The organism is Amycolatopsis sp. TNS106 (assembly GCF_019330265.1).
In the GTDB taxonomy this organism is placed as follows: Bacteria; Actinomycetota; Actinomycetes; order Mycobacteriales; family Pseudonocardiaceae; genus Amycolatopsis; species Amycolatopsis lurida.
Genome location: NZ_CP024972.1, coordinates 5,286,366 through 5,302,161, shown reverse-complemented (window position 1 = coordinate 5,302,161; position 15,796 = coordinate 5,286,366). Strand labels below are relative to the sequence as shown.

Genomic DNA, 15,796 nt, shown 5'->3' with positions numbered 1-15,796 from the left:
GGAAACCACCGGTTCGGCGACCGCGGCCGAACCGGGCAAGAAGATGAAACCCGTGCTCAGTGAAGGAAAGAAGGCCGAGCGCAGACTCGGGCTGTGGCTGTGCGCCCCGGCGGCGATCGTGATGATCGCGGTGACCGGGTACCCGATCATCTACTCGATCTGGCTCTCCCTGCAGCGCTACGACCTCCGGTTCCCGGCGCAGAAGGAGTTCGTCGGGCTCGACAACTACATCGCGGTGCTGTCCAACGGGTACTGGTGGACGGCGTTCGGGACGACGATGGGGTTGACCATCGTCTCGGTGGTGATCGAGTTCGTGCTGGGCATGGGCCTGGCGCTGATCATGCACCGGACGCTCGTGGGCCGGGGCCTCGTGCGGACGGTCGCCCTGATCCCGTACGGCATCGTGACGGTGGTCGCGGCGTTCTCCTGGTACTACGCCTGGACGCCGGACACGGGGTATCTGGCCAACCTGTTCTTCCCGGACAGCGCGCCGCTGACCCAATACTGGCCTTCGCTGGCGATCATCGTGCTGGCCGAGGTGTGGAAGACGACGCCGTTCATGGCGCTGCTGCTGATGGCCGGCCTGGCGTTGGTGCCGGACGACCTGCTGAAGGCCGCGGCGATGGACGGCGCGACGGCGTGGCAGCGGTTCACGAAGGTGATGCTGCCGGTGATGAAGCCGGCGATCCTGGTGGCGCTGCTGTTCCGCACCCTGGACGCGTTCCGCATCTTCGACAACATCTTCGTGCTCACCAACGGCGCGCAGGACACGTCGTCGGTGTCGATGCAGACCTACAACAACCTGGTCAAGGGGTTGAACCTCGGGATCGGGTCGACGATGGCGGTGCTGATCTTCCTCACGGTGGCGATCATCGCGTTCATCTTCATCAAGGTGTTCGGCACGGCCGCGCCTGGTAGCGACGACGGGGGTAAGCGCTGATGGCGATCGGTGGAGCGGTCACACCCGGCCGCAAGGTCAAATGGGGCCTCGTCGACATCCTCGTGCTGGTGTTCGCGCTGTTCCCGGTGCTCTGGGTGGTCTCGCTTTCGTTCAAGACCAAGGAGACCTTGGACGACGGGAACTTCATCCCGTCGGAATGGACGTGGCAGAACTACGCGGACATCTTCAAGACCACGGAGTTCATCAGGGCCCTGGTGAACTCGATCGGGATCGCGATCATCGCGACGGTGATCGCGGTCGTCCTCGGCACGATGGCGGCGTACGCGATCGCGCGGCTGGACTTCCCCGGCAAGCAGGTGCTGGTCGGGATGTCGCTGCTGATCGCGATGTTCCCGCAGGTGTCGCTGGTGACGCCGCTGTTCAACATCGAACGTGAGCTCGGCCTGTTCGACACCTGGCCGGGGCTGATCCTGCCCTACATCACGTTCGCGCTGCCGCTGTCGATCTACACGCTGTCCGCGTTCTTCCGGGAGATCCCGTGGGAACTGGAAAAGGCGGCGAAGATGGACGGCGCGACCCCGGCGCAGGCGTTCCGGAAGGTGATCGCGCCGCTGGCGGCACCGGGGGTGTTCACCACCGCGATCCTGGTGTTCATCTTCTGCTGGAACGACTTCCTGTTCGCGATCTCGCTGACCTCGACCGAGGCCTCGCGCACGGTCCCGGCGGCGCTGTCGTTCTTCACCGGGTCGTCGCAGTTCGAAGACCCGACCGGGACGATCTCCGCGGCCGCCGTGGTGATCACCGTCCCGATCATCCTGTTCGTGTTGTTCTTCCAGCGTCGCATCGTGGCGGGGCTGACGTCCGGTGCGGTGAAGGGCTGACCCATGGCTGAAATCGTTCTCGAAAAAGTGTCCAAGAAGTACCCCGACGGCGCCCTCGCGGTGTCCGAAGTGGACATCACGATCGCCGACGGCGAGTTCATCATCCTGGTCGGCCCGTCCGGCTGCGGAAAGTCCACGACCCTGAACATGGTCGCGGGACTGGAGGACATCTCCTCCGGCGAACTGCGCATCGACGGCCAGCGCGTCAACGAGAAGGCGCCGAAGGACCGCGACATCGCGATGGTGTTCCAGTCCTACGCGCTGTACCCGCACATGAGCGTGCGGGAGAACATGGCGTTCCCGTTGCGGCTGGCCAAGGTCGACGACCGGACGGTGCGGGCGAAGGTCGAGGAGGCGGCGCAGATCCTCGATCTGACCGGGCACCTGGACCGCAAACCGGCGAACCTCTCCGGCGGCCAGCGGCAGCGCGTCGCGATGGGGCGCGCGATCGTCCGCAACCCCAAGGCGTTCCTGATGGACGAGCCACTGTCCAATCTGGACGCGAAGCTCCGCGGCCAGATGCGGACGTCGGTGTCGAAGATCCAGAAGCAGCTGGGCACGACGACGCTCTACGTCACGCACGACCAGACCGAGGCGATGACCCTCGGCGACCGGGTCGTCGTGCTGCGGGCGGGCTACGTGCAGCAGATCGGGTCGCCGCAGTTCCTCTACGACAACCCGGCGAACCTGTTCGTGGCCGGGTTCATCGGCAGCCCGTCGATGAACTTCGTGCCCGCGACGCTGGAGAACGGGACGGCCCGCAGCGCGCTGGGCGACATCCCGCTCACCGACCGGGTGCGGCGGCTGGTCGAAGCCGCCGACGCGCCGCGCGAGGTCATCGTCGGCATCCGGCCGGAGCATTTCGAGGACGCCGCGCTGGTGGACGCCGCCGCTCGTCAGGGCGCGACGTTCACCGCCCATGTCGACGTCCTCGAGTCGATGGGGTCCGAGAAGTTCGCGCACTTCTCGGTCGAGGGTGCGGCCGCGTCGTCGTCCGACCTCGCGGATCTCGCCGCCGACAGCGGTTCCTCGGACGTCCCCGGCGCCGAGTCGCAGATCGTGGCCCGCCTCTCGGCGGCCTCGTCGGCGGCGGAGAACCAGGACGTCGAGCTGTGGTTCGACGCGGACAAGATCAAGCTGTTCGACGGGGCCAGCGGCAAGAACCTGACCTACACCGACTAGCTCCCTCCTGTAGCGCGTGAAGGCCCCCTTCCCTCGGCTCAGCCGAGGGAAGGGGGCCTTCACGCGAGTTACGCCTGTCCACTTCGGACATCGTGAATTCCCCACCTTCGGCGGTGTACGCCTCAGGGGCGATCGGGGATCCTCGGCCCCGCATCGGTACCTAGAGAAGGGCACCTGCCTTGCCGAAGAAGCTGACACGCCGTCTCCTGCAGGGCCTGGTCGGAGCGGTCCTCGTCACCACGCTCGCCCCGGCCGTCGCCTGGGCCGAACCACCGCAGGCCTTGCCGTCGAACGCGACCGACGCCGACCGCACGTGGCAGCCAGCCTTCGACTACGACACCGACGGCTGTTACCCGACGCCCGCGATCTCACCGACCGGCGCGATCGCCACCGGGCTCAAGAACTCCGGAGCCCTCAACGGTCAGTGCCGCGACCGGTCGGACCTCGACAACACCAACTCCTACGCGCGGTCGAAGTGCAACAACGGCTGGTGCGCCCACCTCTACGACCTGTACTTCGAAAAGGACCAGGCCGTCCCGCTCGTCGACTGCTGCGGGCACCGGCACGACATCGAACACGTCGTCGTCTGGGTCAACGAGGGCCAGGCCCGGTACGTCTCGACGTCGGCGCACGGCAACTACTCCACTTACGACCGCTCCAAGGTCTCCTGGGAGGGGACCCACCCGAAGATCGTCTATCACAAGGACGGCGCGAGCACCCACTGCTTCCGCATCGCGAGCGCGACCGAGCCGCCGGAGAACCACTACAACGCCTGGCAGTACCCGGACCTCGTCAGCTGGGACGGGTTCCCGCCCGGTATCCGTGACACGCTCGTCCGCGCCGATTTCGGCAGCGCGAGCCTGGCGATCAAGGACGGCTCCTTCGAATACAACCTGGGGAAGGCCAAACCGGCGGGCATCCCCTTCGATCCCAACGCCTGAGGATCAGTACTCGCTCTCGGGCAGGGCGAGCCAAAGCACGAGGTAGACGATGAACTGGGGGCCGGGCAGCAGGCAGGACAGCACGGCGAGCAGGCGGACCTTGCCCGGCGTGGTGCCGAAGCGTTTGGCGAGACCGGCGCAGACGCCGCCGATCATGCGGCCCTGGCGCGGTCGGGTCAGGCGGGCGGCTACGGGGTTCGTCACGGTACTTCCCTCTCGGTCGTCACGGTCTGTGAAACCCATTCTCGTCTCGTGACGGCCCTGCCGCATCCCACCGCGGAACGAAACGCACCCCTAGGGGCGTGAAATCACGGTAAGGCAATCACCTGGGAAAACGTGGCGGACCCTGTGTTCTTCGCCCGTAGGGGCTGGTGTTCCGCGATCTTTTGACGATACTGCTCCGGTGCCCTCGAAGAGACTCAGCGCAGCACTCTGCGGCCTGTTCCTCACCGCGGCCTGTTCCACCCCGGAACCGGCGGTGGCGCCGTCGATCACGGCGGGTGGCGAGGCCCTGACCGCTTCCGAGGCGCTCGGCGAATATTCGTCGCTGGATTACTGCAGCCTTGTCGACCAGCGGAAAGTGATCGGCGGGGGAAACGCGGTCAAACCGCCGTTGACCTCTTTCGAGTTCTGCCGGCTCGAATTCGTCGAGGGCGCCAATCGCTACACCGTGACCACCGGCCCGATCACTTCCGGTCAGGATCCGAACAATCAGCCGTACGAATACGCCGGTCCGCTGCCGGAAGGTGTCAGCGTCCAGCGGTCGACGTTCAACGAGGACACGGCCTGTACCCGGCTGCTCACCTTCGCCGACGGGATCAGGCTGTCCATCGCGGTGACCTCCGACGACACCGCGCCAGCGGATCAGGCCGACCGCTGCCGGATCGCCGACGCGACGGTCGACGGCGCGGCCGGGGTGATCGGCGCGCGCAAGGTCGGGCGGCTGAACCTCGACCAGCGTTCGTGGGGCCGGGTCGCCCCGTGCGCGCCGCTCGACCAGCACGAGCTCGACGCCGCCGCCGGCCCGGAGACCAAACCGGCCCCGGCGCTGTCTGGGCACAGCTGCATCCGCGGCAAGGTCAGTTTCGCGCTGTCGGTGGGCGCGGACACCACGCCGGGCGCGACGGAGGCGCTGGGTGGGCGGCAGGTCCAGGTCACCACGTCCGGCGCGTTCTGCCAGGTGACCACGCACCGGCCGATTCCGGGTACCCCGGACCGGGTCGAGCAGGCGATGCTTTCGGTGGTAGGTGTCGACGGCGCGCCCGAGGAGGCCACCTGCGCGGCGGCCCGAGAAGTCGCCGTCGCCGTGTTCCCGAAGCTCCCCTGACGCATTTAGCCCTCTGGATGCGGTCCTTGCACGCGCAACTACCGCATCCAGAGGACTAAATGCGTGGCCCCGGCTCCAGGTCACGTGCTCGAAGACGTAACTCGCGTGCTCGAAGACGTAACTCACGTGCTTGGAGGCGTAACTCGCGTGACTGAAGGCGTAACTCGCGTGCTTGGGCGGACGACACGCCTGCCGCGGGGTTCGGCGCGTGTCGTCCGGCTGAGCACGTGTGTTGCGGCTTCAAGCACGCGAGTTACGTCCCCAAGCACGCGAGTTCCGCCGTCAAGCACGTGAATGCGCCGCAAGTAGGTGACTAATTGCGTGGGGGCTAGCGAAGGCGGGGCAGGCGGAAGGAGCACATCGCCTCGTCGAGTGCTTCGACGTCGAGGGGCGGATGGGGCAGCGGGGTGGTGCACCCGGGTTCGGCGCGCAGACCGTCCAGCAGCATCGCGAGGCACCGGCGCCACAGCTCCGGCTGGATACCGTGCGTGAACTCGATGACCGAGCCGATCATCTGGTGCAGGAGCGGTATGTCCGTCGGCACGAAGTCGGCGCGGAGGACGCCCGCCGCCTGAGCCCGCTCGACGAGCTGTGTGATCAACGGCACCATGCGGGATTTCGCCTCGGCGACGCGCTCCTGGCCGAAGACGTTCGACAGCATGACTTCGCGTAACCCGCGGTCACCGGCGTGCAGTTCGGCCGCGCGCCACGTGAAGCCCGCGAATCCCTCCCAGGGATCTTCGGCGCGAAGCGCTTCTTCGGCGAACTCGCGGATCGTCTCGAACTGGTCGACGAACATGGCCTCGACCAGGTGTTCCTTGCTCGGGAAGCGGCGATAGACGGTGCCGACGCCGACGCCCGCGTGATGCGCGACGTCGTCGAGAGTCGCTTCGAGCCCGCGCTCACCGAAGACGGTGTGCGCCGCCGCGATGATGCGCTGCCGATTGAGTTCAGCGTCGCGCCGCAACGGCCGCGCCGGTGCGGCGGGAGCGAGTTCCCGAGCCATTCATCCAGCTTAACAAACGAAGTAGAGGACACTTCTCCACTTCTTGTGTACCTTGGGCGCGGAAAGGGGAGATACCTACTCCACATAGCTTCTTCGTCACTATCGGTGAGGAAACCGCCCGTATGTCTGACTCATCCACCGCTGTCGCCACGCCGCCGGGGGACGCGGCCGTGCAGCACACCAACCCGCACCACGCCAGGAGATGGCTGATCCTGGTGATGATCGGCCTCGCCCAGCTGATGGTCGTCCTCGACGCCACCGTCGTGAACATCGCGCTGCCGTCGGCGCAGCAGGACCTCGGCTTCTCGAACGACGCCCGCCAGTGGGTCGTCACCGCCTACGCGCTCGCGTTCGGCAGCCTGCTCCTGCTGGGCGGGCGGCTCGCGGACCTCTTCGGCCGCAAACGCGCCTTCCTCGTCGGGCTCGCGGGTTTCGCCATCGTGTCCGCGATCGGCGGTGCCGCCACCAGTATCGAAATGCTGCTCGTCGCCCGAGCCGCCCAGGGTGTCTTCGGCGCGCTTCTCGCACCGGCCGCCCTTTCGCTGCTGACCACGACCTTCACCGACCCGAAGGAGCGCGGCAAGGCGTTCGGCGTCTTCGGTGCGATCGGTGGGGGCGGCGCGGCGATCGGCCTGCTGCTCGGCGGCGTGCTGACCGAGTACCTCGACTGGCGCTGGTCGATGTACGTCAACATCATCTTCGCGGTGATCGCGTTCGCCGGTTCGGCCGTGCTGCTGAAGAACTCCGAGACCGACGGCCCGCGCCCGAAGCTCGACATCCCGGGCACGATCACCGCCTCGGCCGGTCTCTTCGCGCTGGTCTACGGCTTCGCCAACGCCGAGCGCGACTCGTGGTCCTCGGTCTCGGTCTGGGGTTTCCTCGCCGCCGGTGTCGTCCTGCTGGCCGCGTTCGTCGTGATCCAGCAGCGGGTTTCGCATCCGCTGCTGCCGCTGCGGGTGCTGCTCGACCGCGACCGCGGCGGCTCGTACCTCGCGATGTTCCTGCTCGCCATCGGGATGTTCGCGATCTTCCTGTTCCTCACCTTCTACATCCAGCTGAACCTCCAGTTCACGCCCGTGCAGAGCGGTGTCGCGTTCCTGCCGATGGTGGCCACCCTGATGGCGAGCGCGACGTCGGCGACGGCCGTGCTGCTGCCGAAGTTCGGCGCGAAACCGTTGGTGTCACTGGGAATGCTGATCGCGGGCGCGGGGCTGTTCTGGCTCTCGGCCATCGACACCACCAGCACGTACGCCGGCGGGGTGCTGTTCCCCCTGATGATCATGGGCGTCGGCATCGGCCTCGCCATGGCGCCCGCGATGAGCGTCGCGACCTTCGGCGTCGACACGCACGACGCCGGTGTCGCGTCGGCGGCGGTCAACACCGCGCAGCAGGTCGGTGGCTCGATCGGGACCGCGCTGTTGAGCACGCTGGCCGGTAACGCGGCGACGTCGTTCCTGGCCGGGAAGGCGCCTTCGCCGCAGCTGGCGGCCGAAGCGGCTGTGCACAGTTACACGACCGCTTTCGTGTGGGGCGGGTGGATCTTCGTCATCGGTGCGGTGATCTGCGGGCTGCTGCTGCGGTCGGGTGCCCCGGCGAAGGCGCCGGAGGGCGCTGAGGCTCCGGTCGCCGTGCACATGTAGGGGGAGCGCTATGAAAGGCCCCTTCATTGCAAATTTGCAATGAAGGGGCCTTTCATAGCACGCGCGGAGCGCGTCAGCGGGACTGTGACCGCACCGCCTCGAAGACCTCGTCGTCCCATCGGTGCGTCCGGATCAACCGGTACCGTTCGCAAGCCACCCACAGATACGCCTCGGCGTCCGTGCGCGAGCCGATCAGGTCCGCCTGCCGCAGCATCGCCACCACCGGCACGAACTCCTCGTCGAACCACCGCTGCGCCAGCGTCGCGCGGTCCGAGTAGGCGCCTTCGTCCTGCATCAGCCGGAAACCCCACGCCTCCACGTGCTCGCCGAGCCGCGCGTAGTCCCACGGGTCCGTGAACACCACCGAAGCCCGCGCGTGCCCCGAAAGCGGGACGCGTTCCAGGAACAGCCGCCGGTAGTCCTTCACGATCAGGTCGCCGCGGTACCGGATCCCGCTCGGGTCCAGTTTGGTCCGCACCTCGGTGACCATCGCCTCTATTGTGGACAGTCGCATCGCGTGCGCCACCGAAACACGGTGGTGCCCGTCGATGATGAAATGCAGCTCGCCGACGCGGTACACCTCGATCGGCGGGATCGACTCGCCGCGCCGGGTGGCGAGCGCCAGCCGTTCCCAGCGTTCGCGAACCCGCCCGGACGTCGGGCGGAAGCGGCGGTCGAAGTCGCGGCCGCGATCGACGCTGCCGACGATCGAATCGAGCCGGATCACCCGCGCCCCGATCTTCCGTTCGCCGAGATAGCCGAGCGCGTCGACCACCTCGTGGAACGGCAGCATGATGTTGACGTCGTCCGGTTCGCGGCGCAGCCAGTTCGCCAGCCGGGACAGCACCTGACGCCGTCGCGCGCGGAGGAAGTCGTGCTCCGCGTCCGCGCGGGGAAAGCCCGTGTCCTTCATGAGAACTCCATGATCCGGTGCCCGACCACGTTGCGGACCGTGGTCCCGCCGACCACCCGGTCCGGCACGGGTTCACCGTGCGGGTGGATATGCCCGTGCAGCAACCACTTCGGGCGCAACAACTCGATCGTGCGATGGAGACAGTCGAACCCGCGGTGCGGCGGATCCTCGCGGTCGCCGCAATGCCGCGGCGGCGCGTGCGTGAGCAGGACATCCACGTCCCTGCCGTCCCGCCAACGACGGAACCGTGCCCGGCGCACCAGCCGCCGGGCACGTCGCGCCTGTTGCCGTTGCGTCCACTGGTTCGGGCCGTCGTTGTAGCGCACCGAACCGCCGAGCCCGGCGAACCGGAGCCCGCCGACGTCGACGACGCGGCCGTCCGCGTTCACCCCGCCCGCCGGCCCCGGCCACATGGCGGGGAAACCGTCCTTCATGGACAGTCCGCCGTAGCGCGTGTAACCGGACAGGTCGGGGTCGTGGTTGCCGGGAACGAACACGCACGGCACGTCGAGCGCGCTCGCCAGGAACTCGAGGTAGTCGTACGGCAGGTCGCCGGCGCCGATCACGAGGTCGGCAGGGTGGTTGCGGACGGCGGACGTCCACAACCGCTCTTCGACCTCGTCCGCGACGACCAGCGCCTTCATGCGCTCCAGCGTAATGCCGGACGGCCTACTTCGGGCCGTGCGCGAACGCGGGGTCCTTGGCGATGATCGCGATCACGATGCCGAGCCAGACGACGCAGAACGCCAGCGCCCAGAACTTGAGGTTGGTCAGGATCCTTGGCATGGGGAACTCCAGGTACTACCGAAGCGGGAAGAGGTCAGAGCCAGCGGTTCTTCCTGAATATTCGGTAGAGCAGGATGCAGACGCCGAAGATCACCGTCATCGCCACCGGATAGCCGAAGCGCCAATGCAGCTCCGGCATGTAGTCGAAGTTCATCCCGTAGATGCCGGCCAGCGCCGTGGGGACCGCGATGATCGCCGCCCACGCGGTGATCTTGCGCATGTCGGTGTTCTGCTGGAGCGTGATCTTCGCCAGTGTCGCGTCCACCAGGGTGGTCAGCAGCTCGTCGAAGTTCGCGACCCGCTCCGCCACGGTCGTCAAGTGGTCGGAGACGTCGCGAAAGTACGAGCGGACCTCGTCCGGGATCAGCCGCGTGTAGCCCTCGGCGAGCCGCTGCAGCGGGGTGCCCAGCGGCATGACGGCGCGGCGCAGCTCCAGCACCTCGCGCTTCATGAAGTAGATCTGCTCGGCGCTCACCTTGGAGCGCGGGGCGAAGACGTGGGTCTCCATTTCGTCGATGTCCGACTCGATCGCCGTGGTGACGTCGAGGTAGTGGTCGACGACGTGGTCCGCGATCGCGTGCAGCACCGCGGACGGCCCGAGGTCGAGCCGCTCGGGATCCTGGTCGAGTTCGCGGCGCAGCCTGGCGAGCCCCGAGTGGTTCCCGTGCCGCACGGTGATCACGAAGTCCCGGCCGAGGAAGGCCATCAGCTCGCCGGTCTCGACGATCTCGTTCGCCGTCGCGGGCGACTCGTGCTCCACGTACCGGACGGTCTTCAGCACCATGAACAGCGTGTCGTCGTAGCGTTCCAGCTTGGGCCGCTGGTGTGCTTCCAGCGCGTCCTCGACGGCCAGCTCGTGCAGGCCGAAGGTGTCCGCGATGCCCTGGATCTGGACCGCGTCGGGCTCGTGCAGGCCGATCCAGACGAACCCGGCGTGCCGCTTGCGCACCTCTTTGATGGCCTCGGCGTGCGTCCAGCGGCCGGGCAGGCGCTTGCCCTCCACGTACACCGCGCAATCGACGACGTACGCCGAAAGGGGGACGGGCAGCGGGCGTTCGGGGACGCTCTTGGCGCGGCCGTTGCTCCGGCCGCGAAGGCCGCCGAGCGAGGGAATGGCAGGCATGGGGTCTCCTGGGCAGACGTCGTGCGTTGATGCGCGAAGACGACGGGCCAAGCGGTCGGGGGGCCGCTCGGCTAGGCCAGCGTTCCCGGTTTCGTCAGCCCTGCCAGGTGGGGATCCGGCGAGATGTGAAGGCGGAAACGCTGCGACTACTAGGAAGCGGACTATCGCCACTGGACATCGGGTTCCTCACCTCCTTGGCTCGGCGGACGGTTACGCAGTGGTGTGGGTCGCGTTGACGACCCGACACCAATGGTCGAGGGTACTCCTCAACACGAAGGCCTGTCGTTCCAGGCTCACGCCGCGTTACTCGTGCAGGAGGAATGGGTGCAGTTCGGTCGCTATTACGAAGAGTTCGAGGTCGGCGCGGTCTACAAGCACTGGCCGGGCAAAACGGTCACCGAGTACGACGACCACCTGTTCTGCCTCATCACCATGAACCACCATCCGCTGCACCTCGACGCGCACTACGCCGAGGAGACCACCGACTTCGGCAAGAACGTCGTGGTCGGCAACTACATCTACTCGCTGCTGCTGGGGATGTCGGTGCCGGACGTGTCCGGCAAGGCGATCGCGAACCTCGAGGTCGAATCGCTGAAGCACGTGAAGCCGACCTTCCACGGCGACACGATCTACGGCGAGACCGAGGTGCTGGACAAGACGCCGTCGAAGTCGAAGGACGACCGCGGTGTCGTCTACGTCGAGACCCGCGGCTACAAGCAGGACGGCACGATCGTGTGTGTCTTCCGTCGCAAGGTGATGGTGCCGAAACGGTCTTACGGTGACAGCAGGGGCGGTGAACAGCCCGGCCGTCCTGTCCCGCACGAATAATGGGTGTCACGAACGGGAAGAGGGAGCGCGTCGATGCCCATCGGGCTGGATGAGATCAAGAGCCGTCTGCGGAAGTTCGCGACGGTCGAGGCGGCCGGCGTTTCGCCGTTGTACGAACACCTGGCGGCGAAGGCGTCCGAGGACGACGACGTCGCCGGTCTCCTGACCGACGCCCGCGGCGGTGAAGCGCGCGGAACGCTCCTCATGGCGACGGCGCACCGGCTCATCCAGGCCGACCCCATCCACCCGCTCTCGCGGTACTACCCGTCCGTCGGCGGTTTCGACGGCGTGGACTCGGAGACCTGGCCGCTGTTCCGCTCGTTCCTGCTGGAACGGGCGGACAAGGCCCGGTCGATCATCTCCTCGCGGTACACGCAGACCAACGAGGTGCGCCGTGCCGCGCTGCTCTATCCCGCGATGACGACGGCCGCGAAGGAGGCGGGCGGCAAGATCGCGCTGCTCGAGGTCGGTTGCAGCGCGGGTCTGCTGCTCGGCCTGGACAAATACGCCTACCGCTACCAGTGCGACGGCGGCGAACAGCTCACCGCCGGGCCCGCGAAGACCGCGGTCGGCCTGCACTGCGCACTGGACCTCGCGCCCGGCGCCGTCACGCCGAAGGTGCCGAAGAAGCTGACGATCACCGCCCGCGCCGGCCTCGACCGCGCACCCGTGGACCTGGCCGACGAGGACGAGCTGGCCTGGCTCGAAGCCTGCGTCTGGGCCGACCAGCCGGACCGGATCCGGCTTCTGCGCACGGCCGCGGCGGCGCAGGCCAAGCAGCGTCCGGAGCTGATCGCGGGCGACGCCGTCGACGATCTCGCCTCGGCGGCCGCCACGCTGCCCGCCGACGTACCTCTCGTGGTGCTGACCAGCCATGTGCTGGCGTACCTGGGGGAGCGGCGCACGGATCTCGTCGAAGCGCTCCGGAAACTCGCCGCGGACCGGCCGCTGTGGTGGGTCAGCGAGGAGTTCTACGCCGCCGCGCTGGAACTCCTGGTGCCCGGCAGGGCCGATCTCGCCGAACCCGGGGATCAGGCCGTGCTCGGCCTCGTCCGCTGGGACGCCGGAGTACCGGACGTGCGAGCGCTGGCCCGGACGGCCCCGCACGGGCAGCGGATGACCTGGCTGCCGGTTTGAGCCCCCGGCTGTCAGGTTTACCCATTCGGCCCGGCGAGATGTCGGTAATGCATCGGGAAGGCTAATTTTCACCTCCCGCGCTGCTTTATCGCCGCGTCTTTCGCCGAATCGGGCACAGCGGGTGTCAAGACGGCGGGATCTGCCCGGTCGGGAGCACTCCCCAATCGCGGAGAGTGACGAACAGGAGTTCGGCCAAGTGGCCGTCTTTGTCGAGTTCGATCAAGGTTTCGGCGTCGATCCACCGGGCGTCGGTGGCGTCGTCCCCGGCACGGAGAGTGCCGCCGGCGACCGTGCAGGCGTAGTCGTGGATGTCATACGGGCCGCGGCGGACGCTCCCGACGAGTGTGCCCGGCGTCACGTCGAGCCCGGTCTCTTCGCGCATCTCGCGAATAACGGCCGCTTCGTCCGTTTCGCCTGGTTCGACCCGCCCGCCGGGGACCGACCAGAGTCCACGTCCGGGTTCATTCGCGCGCCGGATCAGCAGAATCCGTCCCAGCTCGTCGTGGACGATGCCGCCTACGCAGCGGACGGTGCTGTCCGAAACGGTGTTCATTCCCGAATGGTAGACGCGGGCTTCCTGACAATGGCTGTCCTGTACACGGAGAGTAGCCATACGGTACACTTCACCTCGCCGGCTGACCCAAGCGCGGGACTTCCCTCCCGCGCCGGTGGAAGGTGCGGTACAAAATGAATGGTCAGTATCCGCAGTCAGTCACCGTAAGAGACAGGATTGATCGCTGTGAACGCGAAAAAGCTCCTCACTTTCGCAGGAATCGCGTTGGTGCTGTTCTTCGTGATCGCGCAGCCAGGTCAGGCCGCGGGCCTCGTGGGAAACATCATCGGCTTCCTGCGTGACTCGGCCGAATCGGTGATCACCTTCGTCAGCAACGTCTTCAGCTAGCGGGGGAGCGGATACTCTATCGGTATGTTCGCCCCACGCGATCCAGACGAGTATCTCCTCGACACCGAGCGGCGGGTCATCAGGATCCGCCGGCACTGGGCTGTGCTGTTGTGGGAAACCTTCGAGACGGCCGCGTTGCTGGCCGTCTGCGTCCTGGTCTCCTACCTGTTGCCGCCCGCCGCGTGGGTCATCCAGAACATCCTCTGGTATGCCGCGTTGCTCATCATCCTGCGCTTCGCGTACGTGGTGATGGAGTGGTGGGTCGAGCGCCTGGTGGTCACGGACAAGCGGTTCGTGATGACCACGGGTGTCTTCACGACGAAAGTGCTGATGATGCCGATCACCAAGGTCACCGACCTCACCTACGAGCGTTCGGCGTGGGGCCGGATGATGGGGTACGGGACCATGGTGGTCGAGTCCGCCGGCCAGATCCAGGCGCTGAACCGCATCGACTACCTGCCGAAGCCGGAAGAGTTCTACGACACGATTTCCGAGCTCGTCTTCGGCGACAAGCAGAAGCAGGCCGAGCGCTTTTCGATGATCAAGGCACAGCGTGCGGCGCGCGGCAAGAAGAAGGTCGGTTAGCGCAGGTCCCGGAGTCGCTGTGACCTGGAGCATCGTCGATACTGAGCGGCGATGCGCATCGACCTGCACGCCCACTCCACCGCCTCCGACGGTACCGACAGCCCGGCCGGGCTGGTCGCCGCCGCCGCGAAGGCGGGCCTCGACGTAGTCGCGATCACCGATCACGACACCACGGCCGGCTGGGCCCCGGCCGCGGAGGCACTTCCGCCGGGACTCACCCTGGTCCCCGGCGCCGAGCTGTCCACGATCTCCGTCGATCCGGTGACCGGGCGGCATATCAGCGTCCACCTGCTCGCGTATCTCTTCGACCCGGCGTCGCCGTCGATCGTCGCCGAGCAGACCCGGCTCCGCTCGGAGCGGCGATGGCGGTTGCGGGTGATGGCCGAGCGGATGGCCGCCGACGGCCTCCCCGTCGATCCCGACGAGGTCATGTCGCTGCTGCCGGAGGACGGTTCGGCCGGGCGGCCGCATCTCGCGCAGGCTCTGGTGCGGGCAGGCGTCGTCTCGTCGGTGAACGAGGCCTTCGGAAGCTATCTCGGCAACGGCAGCGGGTACTTCGTGGCGCGGCAGGACACGCTCGTGGAGGACGCGATCGACATGATCGCGGAGGCGGGCGGCGTCACCGTCATCGCGCACCCCTTCGCCTACACGCGCGGCGCGACCATCACCGTCGACGTGCTCGCCGGGCTGGCCGGGCACGGGCTTACCGGCGTCGAGGTCGACCACCCGAACCACGACGAGGAGACCCGCGTCCAGTTGCACGGGCTGGCGGGGGAGCTGGGGCTCGTGCGCACCGGTTCGAGCGACTACCACGGCACGAACAAGACCATCGATCTCGGCGACGAGACCACCGACCCGCTCGCGCTCGAAGAACTCGTCGCGCGGTCGACCGGCTACCAGGTCGTGACCCGGTGACGATCACGGACTTCTTCGACGCGCGCCTGTTCATGAGCGCGACGATCACGCTGATCGTCATCATGGACCCGCCCGGCACGGTGCCGGTGTTCCTGAGCCTGACCGGCCGCAAATCGGTGGCCTTCCGCGCCAAGGCCGCGCGGCAGGCGGTGCTGGTCTCGTTGCTGGTGATCTCGCTGTTCGCCGTCGCGGGACAAGCGATCCTGTCGTACCTCGGCATCGGGATCCCGGCGCTGCAGGGCGCGGGCGGACTGTTGCTGCTGCTCATCGCGCTCCAACTGCTGACCGGCAAGACCGGCGGCGAGGCCGAGGCGGCGGGCGACGACGTCAACGTCGCCCTCGTGCCGCTCGGGACACCGCTGCTCGCCGGTCCGGGCGCGATCGCCGCGACCATCGTCTTCGTCCGGCAGGCCGATGGGCACGTGGGCGCGTACGTGGCTCTCGCGCTTTCGATCGTGACGGTGCACTTCGTGCTGTACCTGTGCATGCGGTACTCGGGCGTGGTCATCCGGCTGATCAAGGAAAGCGGCATCACGCTGCTGGCGAAGATCGCCGGTCTGCTGCTGGCCGCCATCGCGGTCGAGCTGGTGGCGAACTCGGTGAAGGGCTTCATCTCGGGCACGTGACCGGGCGCGAGTGGTAGCAAAGGTCCCTTGCTCCCCCGCCCGACCGCGGCATGCCGTGAAGGCCCCCTTCACGGACCCAGGGTCCCTCAAGGAGGCCTTCACGG

At 67.4% G+C, this 15,796-nt stretch carries 18 protein-coding genes; 12 read left to right on the top strand and 6 right to left on the bottom strand.

What is annotated here, in order from left to right:
* Window positions 1–43 precede the first annotated feature (43 nt).
* From CVV72_RS23705 to CVV72_RS23690, 4 genes are all read left to right on the top strand, one after another.
* Window positions 44–940: a carbohydrate ABC transporter permease gene (locus CVV72_RS23705; protein ID WP_219154079.1), complete on the top strand. Its 897-nt coding sequence runs from the start codon at window positions 44–46 to the stop codon at window positions 938–940.
* Window positions 940–1,782, top strand: coding sequence for a carbohydrate ABC transporter permease (locus CVV72_RS23700; protein ID WP_219145867.1), 843 nt, complete (start codon window positions 940–942; stop codon window positions 1,780–1,782). Before CVV72_RS23705 ends, CVV72_RS23700 begins: the two co-directional genes overlap by 1 nt.
* 3 nt (window positions 1,783–1,785) lie before the next feature.
* Window positions 1,786–2,964: an ABC transporter ATP-binding protein gene (locus CVV72_RS23695; RefSeq protein ID WP_219145866.1), complete on the top strand. Its 1,179-nt coding sequence runs from the start codon at window positions 1,786–1,788 to the stop codon at window positions 2,962–2,964.
* Between the two features lie 179 nt (window positions 2,965–3,143).
* Window positions 3,144–3,905: an NPP1 family protein gene (locus tag CVV72_RS23690; protein ID WP_219145865.1), complete on the top strand. Its 762-nt coding sequence runs from the start codon at window positions 3,144–3,146 to the stop codon at window positions 3,903–3,905.
* Between the two features lie 3 nt (window positions 3,906–3,908).
* Here the strand turns inward: CVV72_RS23690 and CVV72_RS23685 are convergent, their stop codons facing one another.
* The gene (locus tag CVV72_RS23685; protein ID WP_034313416.1) at window positions 3,909–4,109 is read right to left on the bottom strand and encodes a PspC domain-containing protein; all 201 of its coding nucleotides are present in this window, start codon (window positions 4,107–4,109) and stop codon (window positions 3,909–3,911) included.
* Window positions 4,110–4,308: 199 nt separating this feature from the next.
* Between CVV72_RS23685 and CVV72_RS23680 the strand changes: the two genes are divergently transcribed.
* Entirely contained in the window at window positions 4,309–5,232 is a 924-nt protein-coding gene (locus CVV72_RS23680) for a hypothetical protein (protein ID WP_219145864.1), read from the top strand.
* A gap of 328 nt (window positions 5,233–5,560) precedes the next feature.
* Here the strand turns inward: CVV72_RS23680 and CVV72_RS23675 are convergent, their stop codons facing one another.
* Window positions 5,561–6,238: a TetR/AcrR family transcriptional regulator gene (locus CVV72_RS23675; RefSeq protein WP_219145863.1), complete on the bottom strand. Its 678-nt coding sequence runs from the start codon at window positions 6,236–6,238 to the stop codon at window positions 5,561–5,563.
* A gap of 122 nt (window positions 6,239–6,360) precedes the next feature.
* On the opposite strand from CVV72_RS23675, the gene CVV72_RS23670 reads away from it, so the two are divergent.
* Window positions 6,361–7,878 (top strand): MFS transporter, encoded by a 1,518-nt coding sequence (locus CVV72_RS23670; RefSeq protein ID WP_219145862.1) that lies wholly within the window; start codon window positions 6,361–6,363, stop codon window positions 7,876–7,878.
* A 73-nt stretch (window positions 7,879–7,951) separates the two neighbouring features.
* Here CVV72_RS23670 and CVV72_RS23665 read toward each other — a convergent pair whose 3' ends face one another.
* From CVV72_RS23665 to corA, 3 genes are all read right to left on the bottom strand, one after another.
* Window positions 7,952–8,791: a chromosome partitioning protein ParB gene (locus tag CVV72_RS23665; RefSeq protein WP_219145861.1), complete on the bottom strand. Its 840-nt coding sequence runs from the start codon at window positions 8,789–8,791 to the stop codon at window positions 7,952–7,954.
* Complete coding sequence (locus tag CVV72_RS23660; protein ID WP_219145860.1) at window positions 8,788–9,435, bottom strand: metallophosphoesterase; 648 nt, start codon at window positions 9,433–9,435, stop codon at window positions 8,788–8,790. The genes CVV72_RS23665 and CVV72_RS23660 overlap by 4 nt, the downstream gene beginning before the upstream one ends.
* A 176-nt stretch (window positions 9,436–9,611) precedes the next feature.
* Complete coding sequence (gene corA, locus CVV72_RS23655; protein WP_034313298.1) at window positions 9,612–10,700, bottom strand: magnesium/cobalt transporter CorA; 1,089 nt, start codon at window positions 10,698–10,700, stop codon at window positions 9,612–9,614.
* A gap of 324 nt (window positions 10,701–11,024) precedes the next feature.
* On the opposite strand from corA, the gene CVV72_RS23650 reads away from it, so the two are divergent.
* Together CVV72_RS23650 and CVV72_RS23645 are read left to right on the top strand one after the other, a co-directional pair.
* Window positions 11,025–11,528: a MaoC family dehydratase gene (locus tag CVV72_RS23650; protein ID WP_034313413.1), complete on the top strand. Its 504-nt coding sequence runs from the start codon at window positions 11,025–11,027 to the stop codon at window positions 11,526–11,528.
* 33 nt (window positions 11,529–11,561) lie between these two features.
* Window positions 11,562–12,665: a DUF2332 domain-containing protein gene (locus tag CVV72_RS23645; protein ID WP_219145859.1), complete on the top strand. Its 1,104-nt coding sequence runs from the start codon at window positions 11,562–11,564 to the stop codon at window positions 12,663–12,665.
* Between the two features lie 124 nt (window positions 12,666–12,789).
* Here the strand turns inward: CVV72_RS23645 and CVV72_RS23640 are convergent, their stop codons facing one another.
* A complete protein-coding gene (locus tag CVV72_RS23640; RefSeq protein WP_219145858.1) occupies window positions 12,790–13,218 on the bottom strand; it encodes an NUDIX hydrolase in 429 nt (142 codons plus the stop codon).
* Between the two features lie 186 nt (window positions 13,219–13,404).
* Between CVV72_RS23640 and CVV72_RS23635 the strand changes: the two genes are divergently transcribed.
* From CVV72_RS23635 to CVV72_RS23620, 4 genes are read left to right on the top strand one after another with little or no spacing between them, the layout of a single operon-like run.
* The gene (locus CVV72_RS23635; RefSeq protein WP_005167589.1) at window positions 13,405–13,566 is read left to right on the top strand and encodes a hypothetical protein; all 162 of its coding nucleotides are present in this window, start codon (window positions 13,405–13,407) and stop codon (window positions 13,564–13,566) included.
* A gap of 24 nt (window positions 13,567–13,590) precedes the next feature.
* Window positions 13,591–14,151 (top strand): PH domain-containing protein, encoded by a 561-nt coding sequence (locus CVV72_RS23630; RefSeq protein WP_034313292.1) that lies wholly within the window; start codon window positions 13,591–13,593, stop codon window positions 14,149–14,151.
* 51 nt (window positions 14,152–14,202) lie between these two features.
* Window positions 14,203–15,066, top strand: coding sequence for a PHP domain-containing protein (locus tag CVV72_RS23625; RefSeq protein ID WP_219145857.1), 864 nt, complete (start codon window positions 14,203–14,205; stop codon window positions 15,064–15,066).
* A complete protein-coding gene (locus tag CVV72_RS23620; protein WP_016331481.1) occupies window positions 15,063–15,692 on the top strand; it encodes a MarC family protein in 630 nt (209 codons plus the stop codon). Before CVV72_RS23625 ends, CVV72_RS23620 begins: the two co-directional genes overlap by 4 nt.
* The last annotated feature ends 104 nt before the right edge of the window (window positions 15,693–15,796 follow it).

What these genes read in the sequence shown, in the direction of transcription:
- CVV72_RS23705 (WP_219154079.1), top strand. Translation starts at nt 44, where the DNA reads ATGAAACCCGTGCTCAGTGAAGGAAAGAAGGCCGAGCGCAGACTCGGG.
- CVV72_RS23700 (WP_219145867.1), top strand. Translation starts at nt 940, where the DNA reads ATGGCGATCGGTGGAGCGGTCACACCCGGCCGCAAGGTCAAATGGGGC.
- CVV72_RS23695 (WP_219145866.1), top strand. Translation starts at nt 1,786, where the DNA reads ATGGCTGAAATCGTTCTCGAAAAAGTGTCCAAGAAGTACCCCGACGGC.
- CVV72_RS23675 (WP_219145863.1), bottom strand. Translation starts at nt 6,238, where the DNA reads ATGGCTCGGGAACTCGCTCCCGCCGCACCGGCGCGGCCGTTGCGGCGC.
- CVV72_RS23670 (WP_219145862.1), top strand. Translation starts at nt 6,361, where the DNA reads ATGTCTGACTCATCCACCGCTGTCGCCACGCCGCCGGGGGACGCGGCC.
- CVV72_RS23665 (WP_219145861.1), bottom strand. Translation starts at nt 8,791, where the DNA reads ATGAAGGACACGGGCTTTCCCCGCGCGGACGCGGAGCACGACTTCCTC.
- CVV72_RS23660 (WP_219145860.1), bottom strand. Translation starts at nt 9,435, where the DNA reads ATGAAGGCGCTGGTCGTCGCGGACGAGGTCGAAGAGCGGTTGTGGACG.
- corA (WP_034313298.1), bottom strand. Translation starts at nt 10,700, where the DNA reads ATGCCTGCCATTCCCTCGCTCGGCGGCCTTCGCGGCCGGAGCAACGGC.
- CVV72_RS23645 (WP_219145859.1), top strand. Translation starts at nt 11,562, where the DNA reads ATGCCCATCGGGCTGGATGAGATCAAGAGCCGTCTGCGGAAGTTCGCG.
- CVV72_RS23640 (WP_219145858.1), bottom strand. Translation starts at nt 13,218, where the DNA reads ATGAACACCGTTTCGGACAGCACCGTCCGCTGCGTAGGCGGCATCGTC.
- CVV72_RS23630 (WP_034313292.1), top strand. Translation starts at nt 13,591, where the DNA reads ATGTTCGCCCCACGCGATCCAGACGAGTATCTCCTCGACACCGAGCGG.
- CVV72_RS23625 (WP_219145857.1), top strand. Translation starts at nt 14,203, where the DNA reads ATGCGCATCGACCTGCACGCCCACTCCACCGCCTCCGACGGTACCGAC.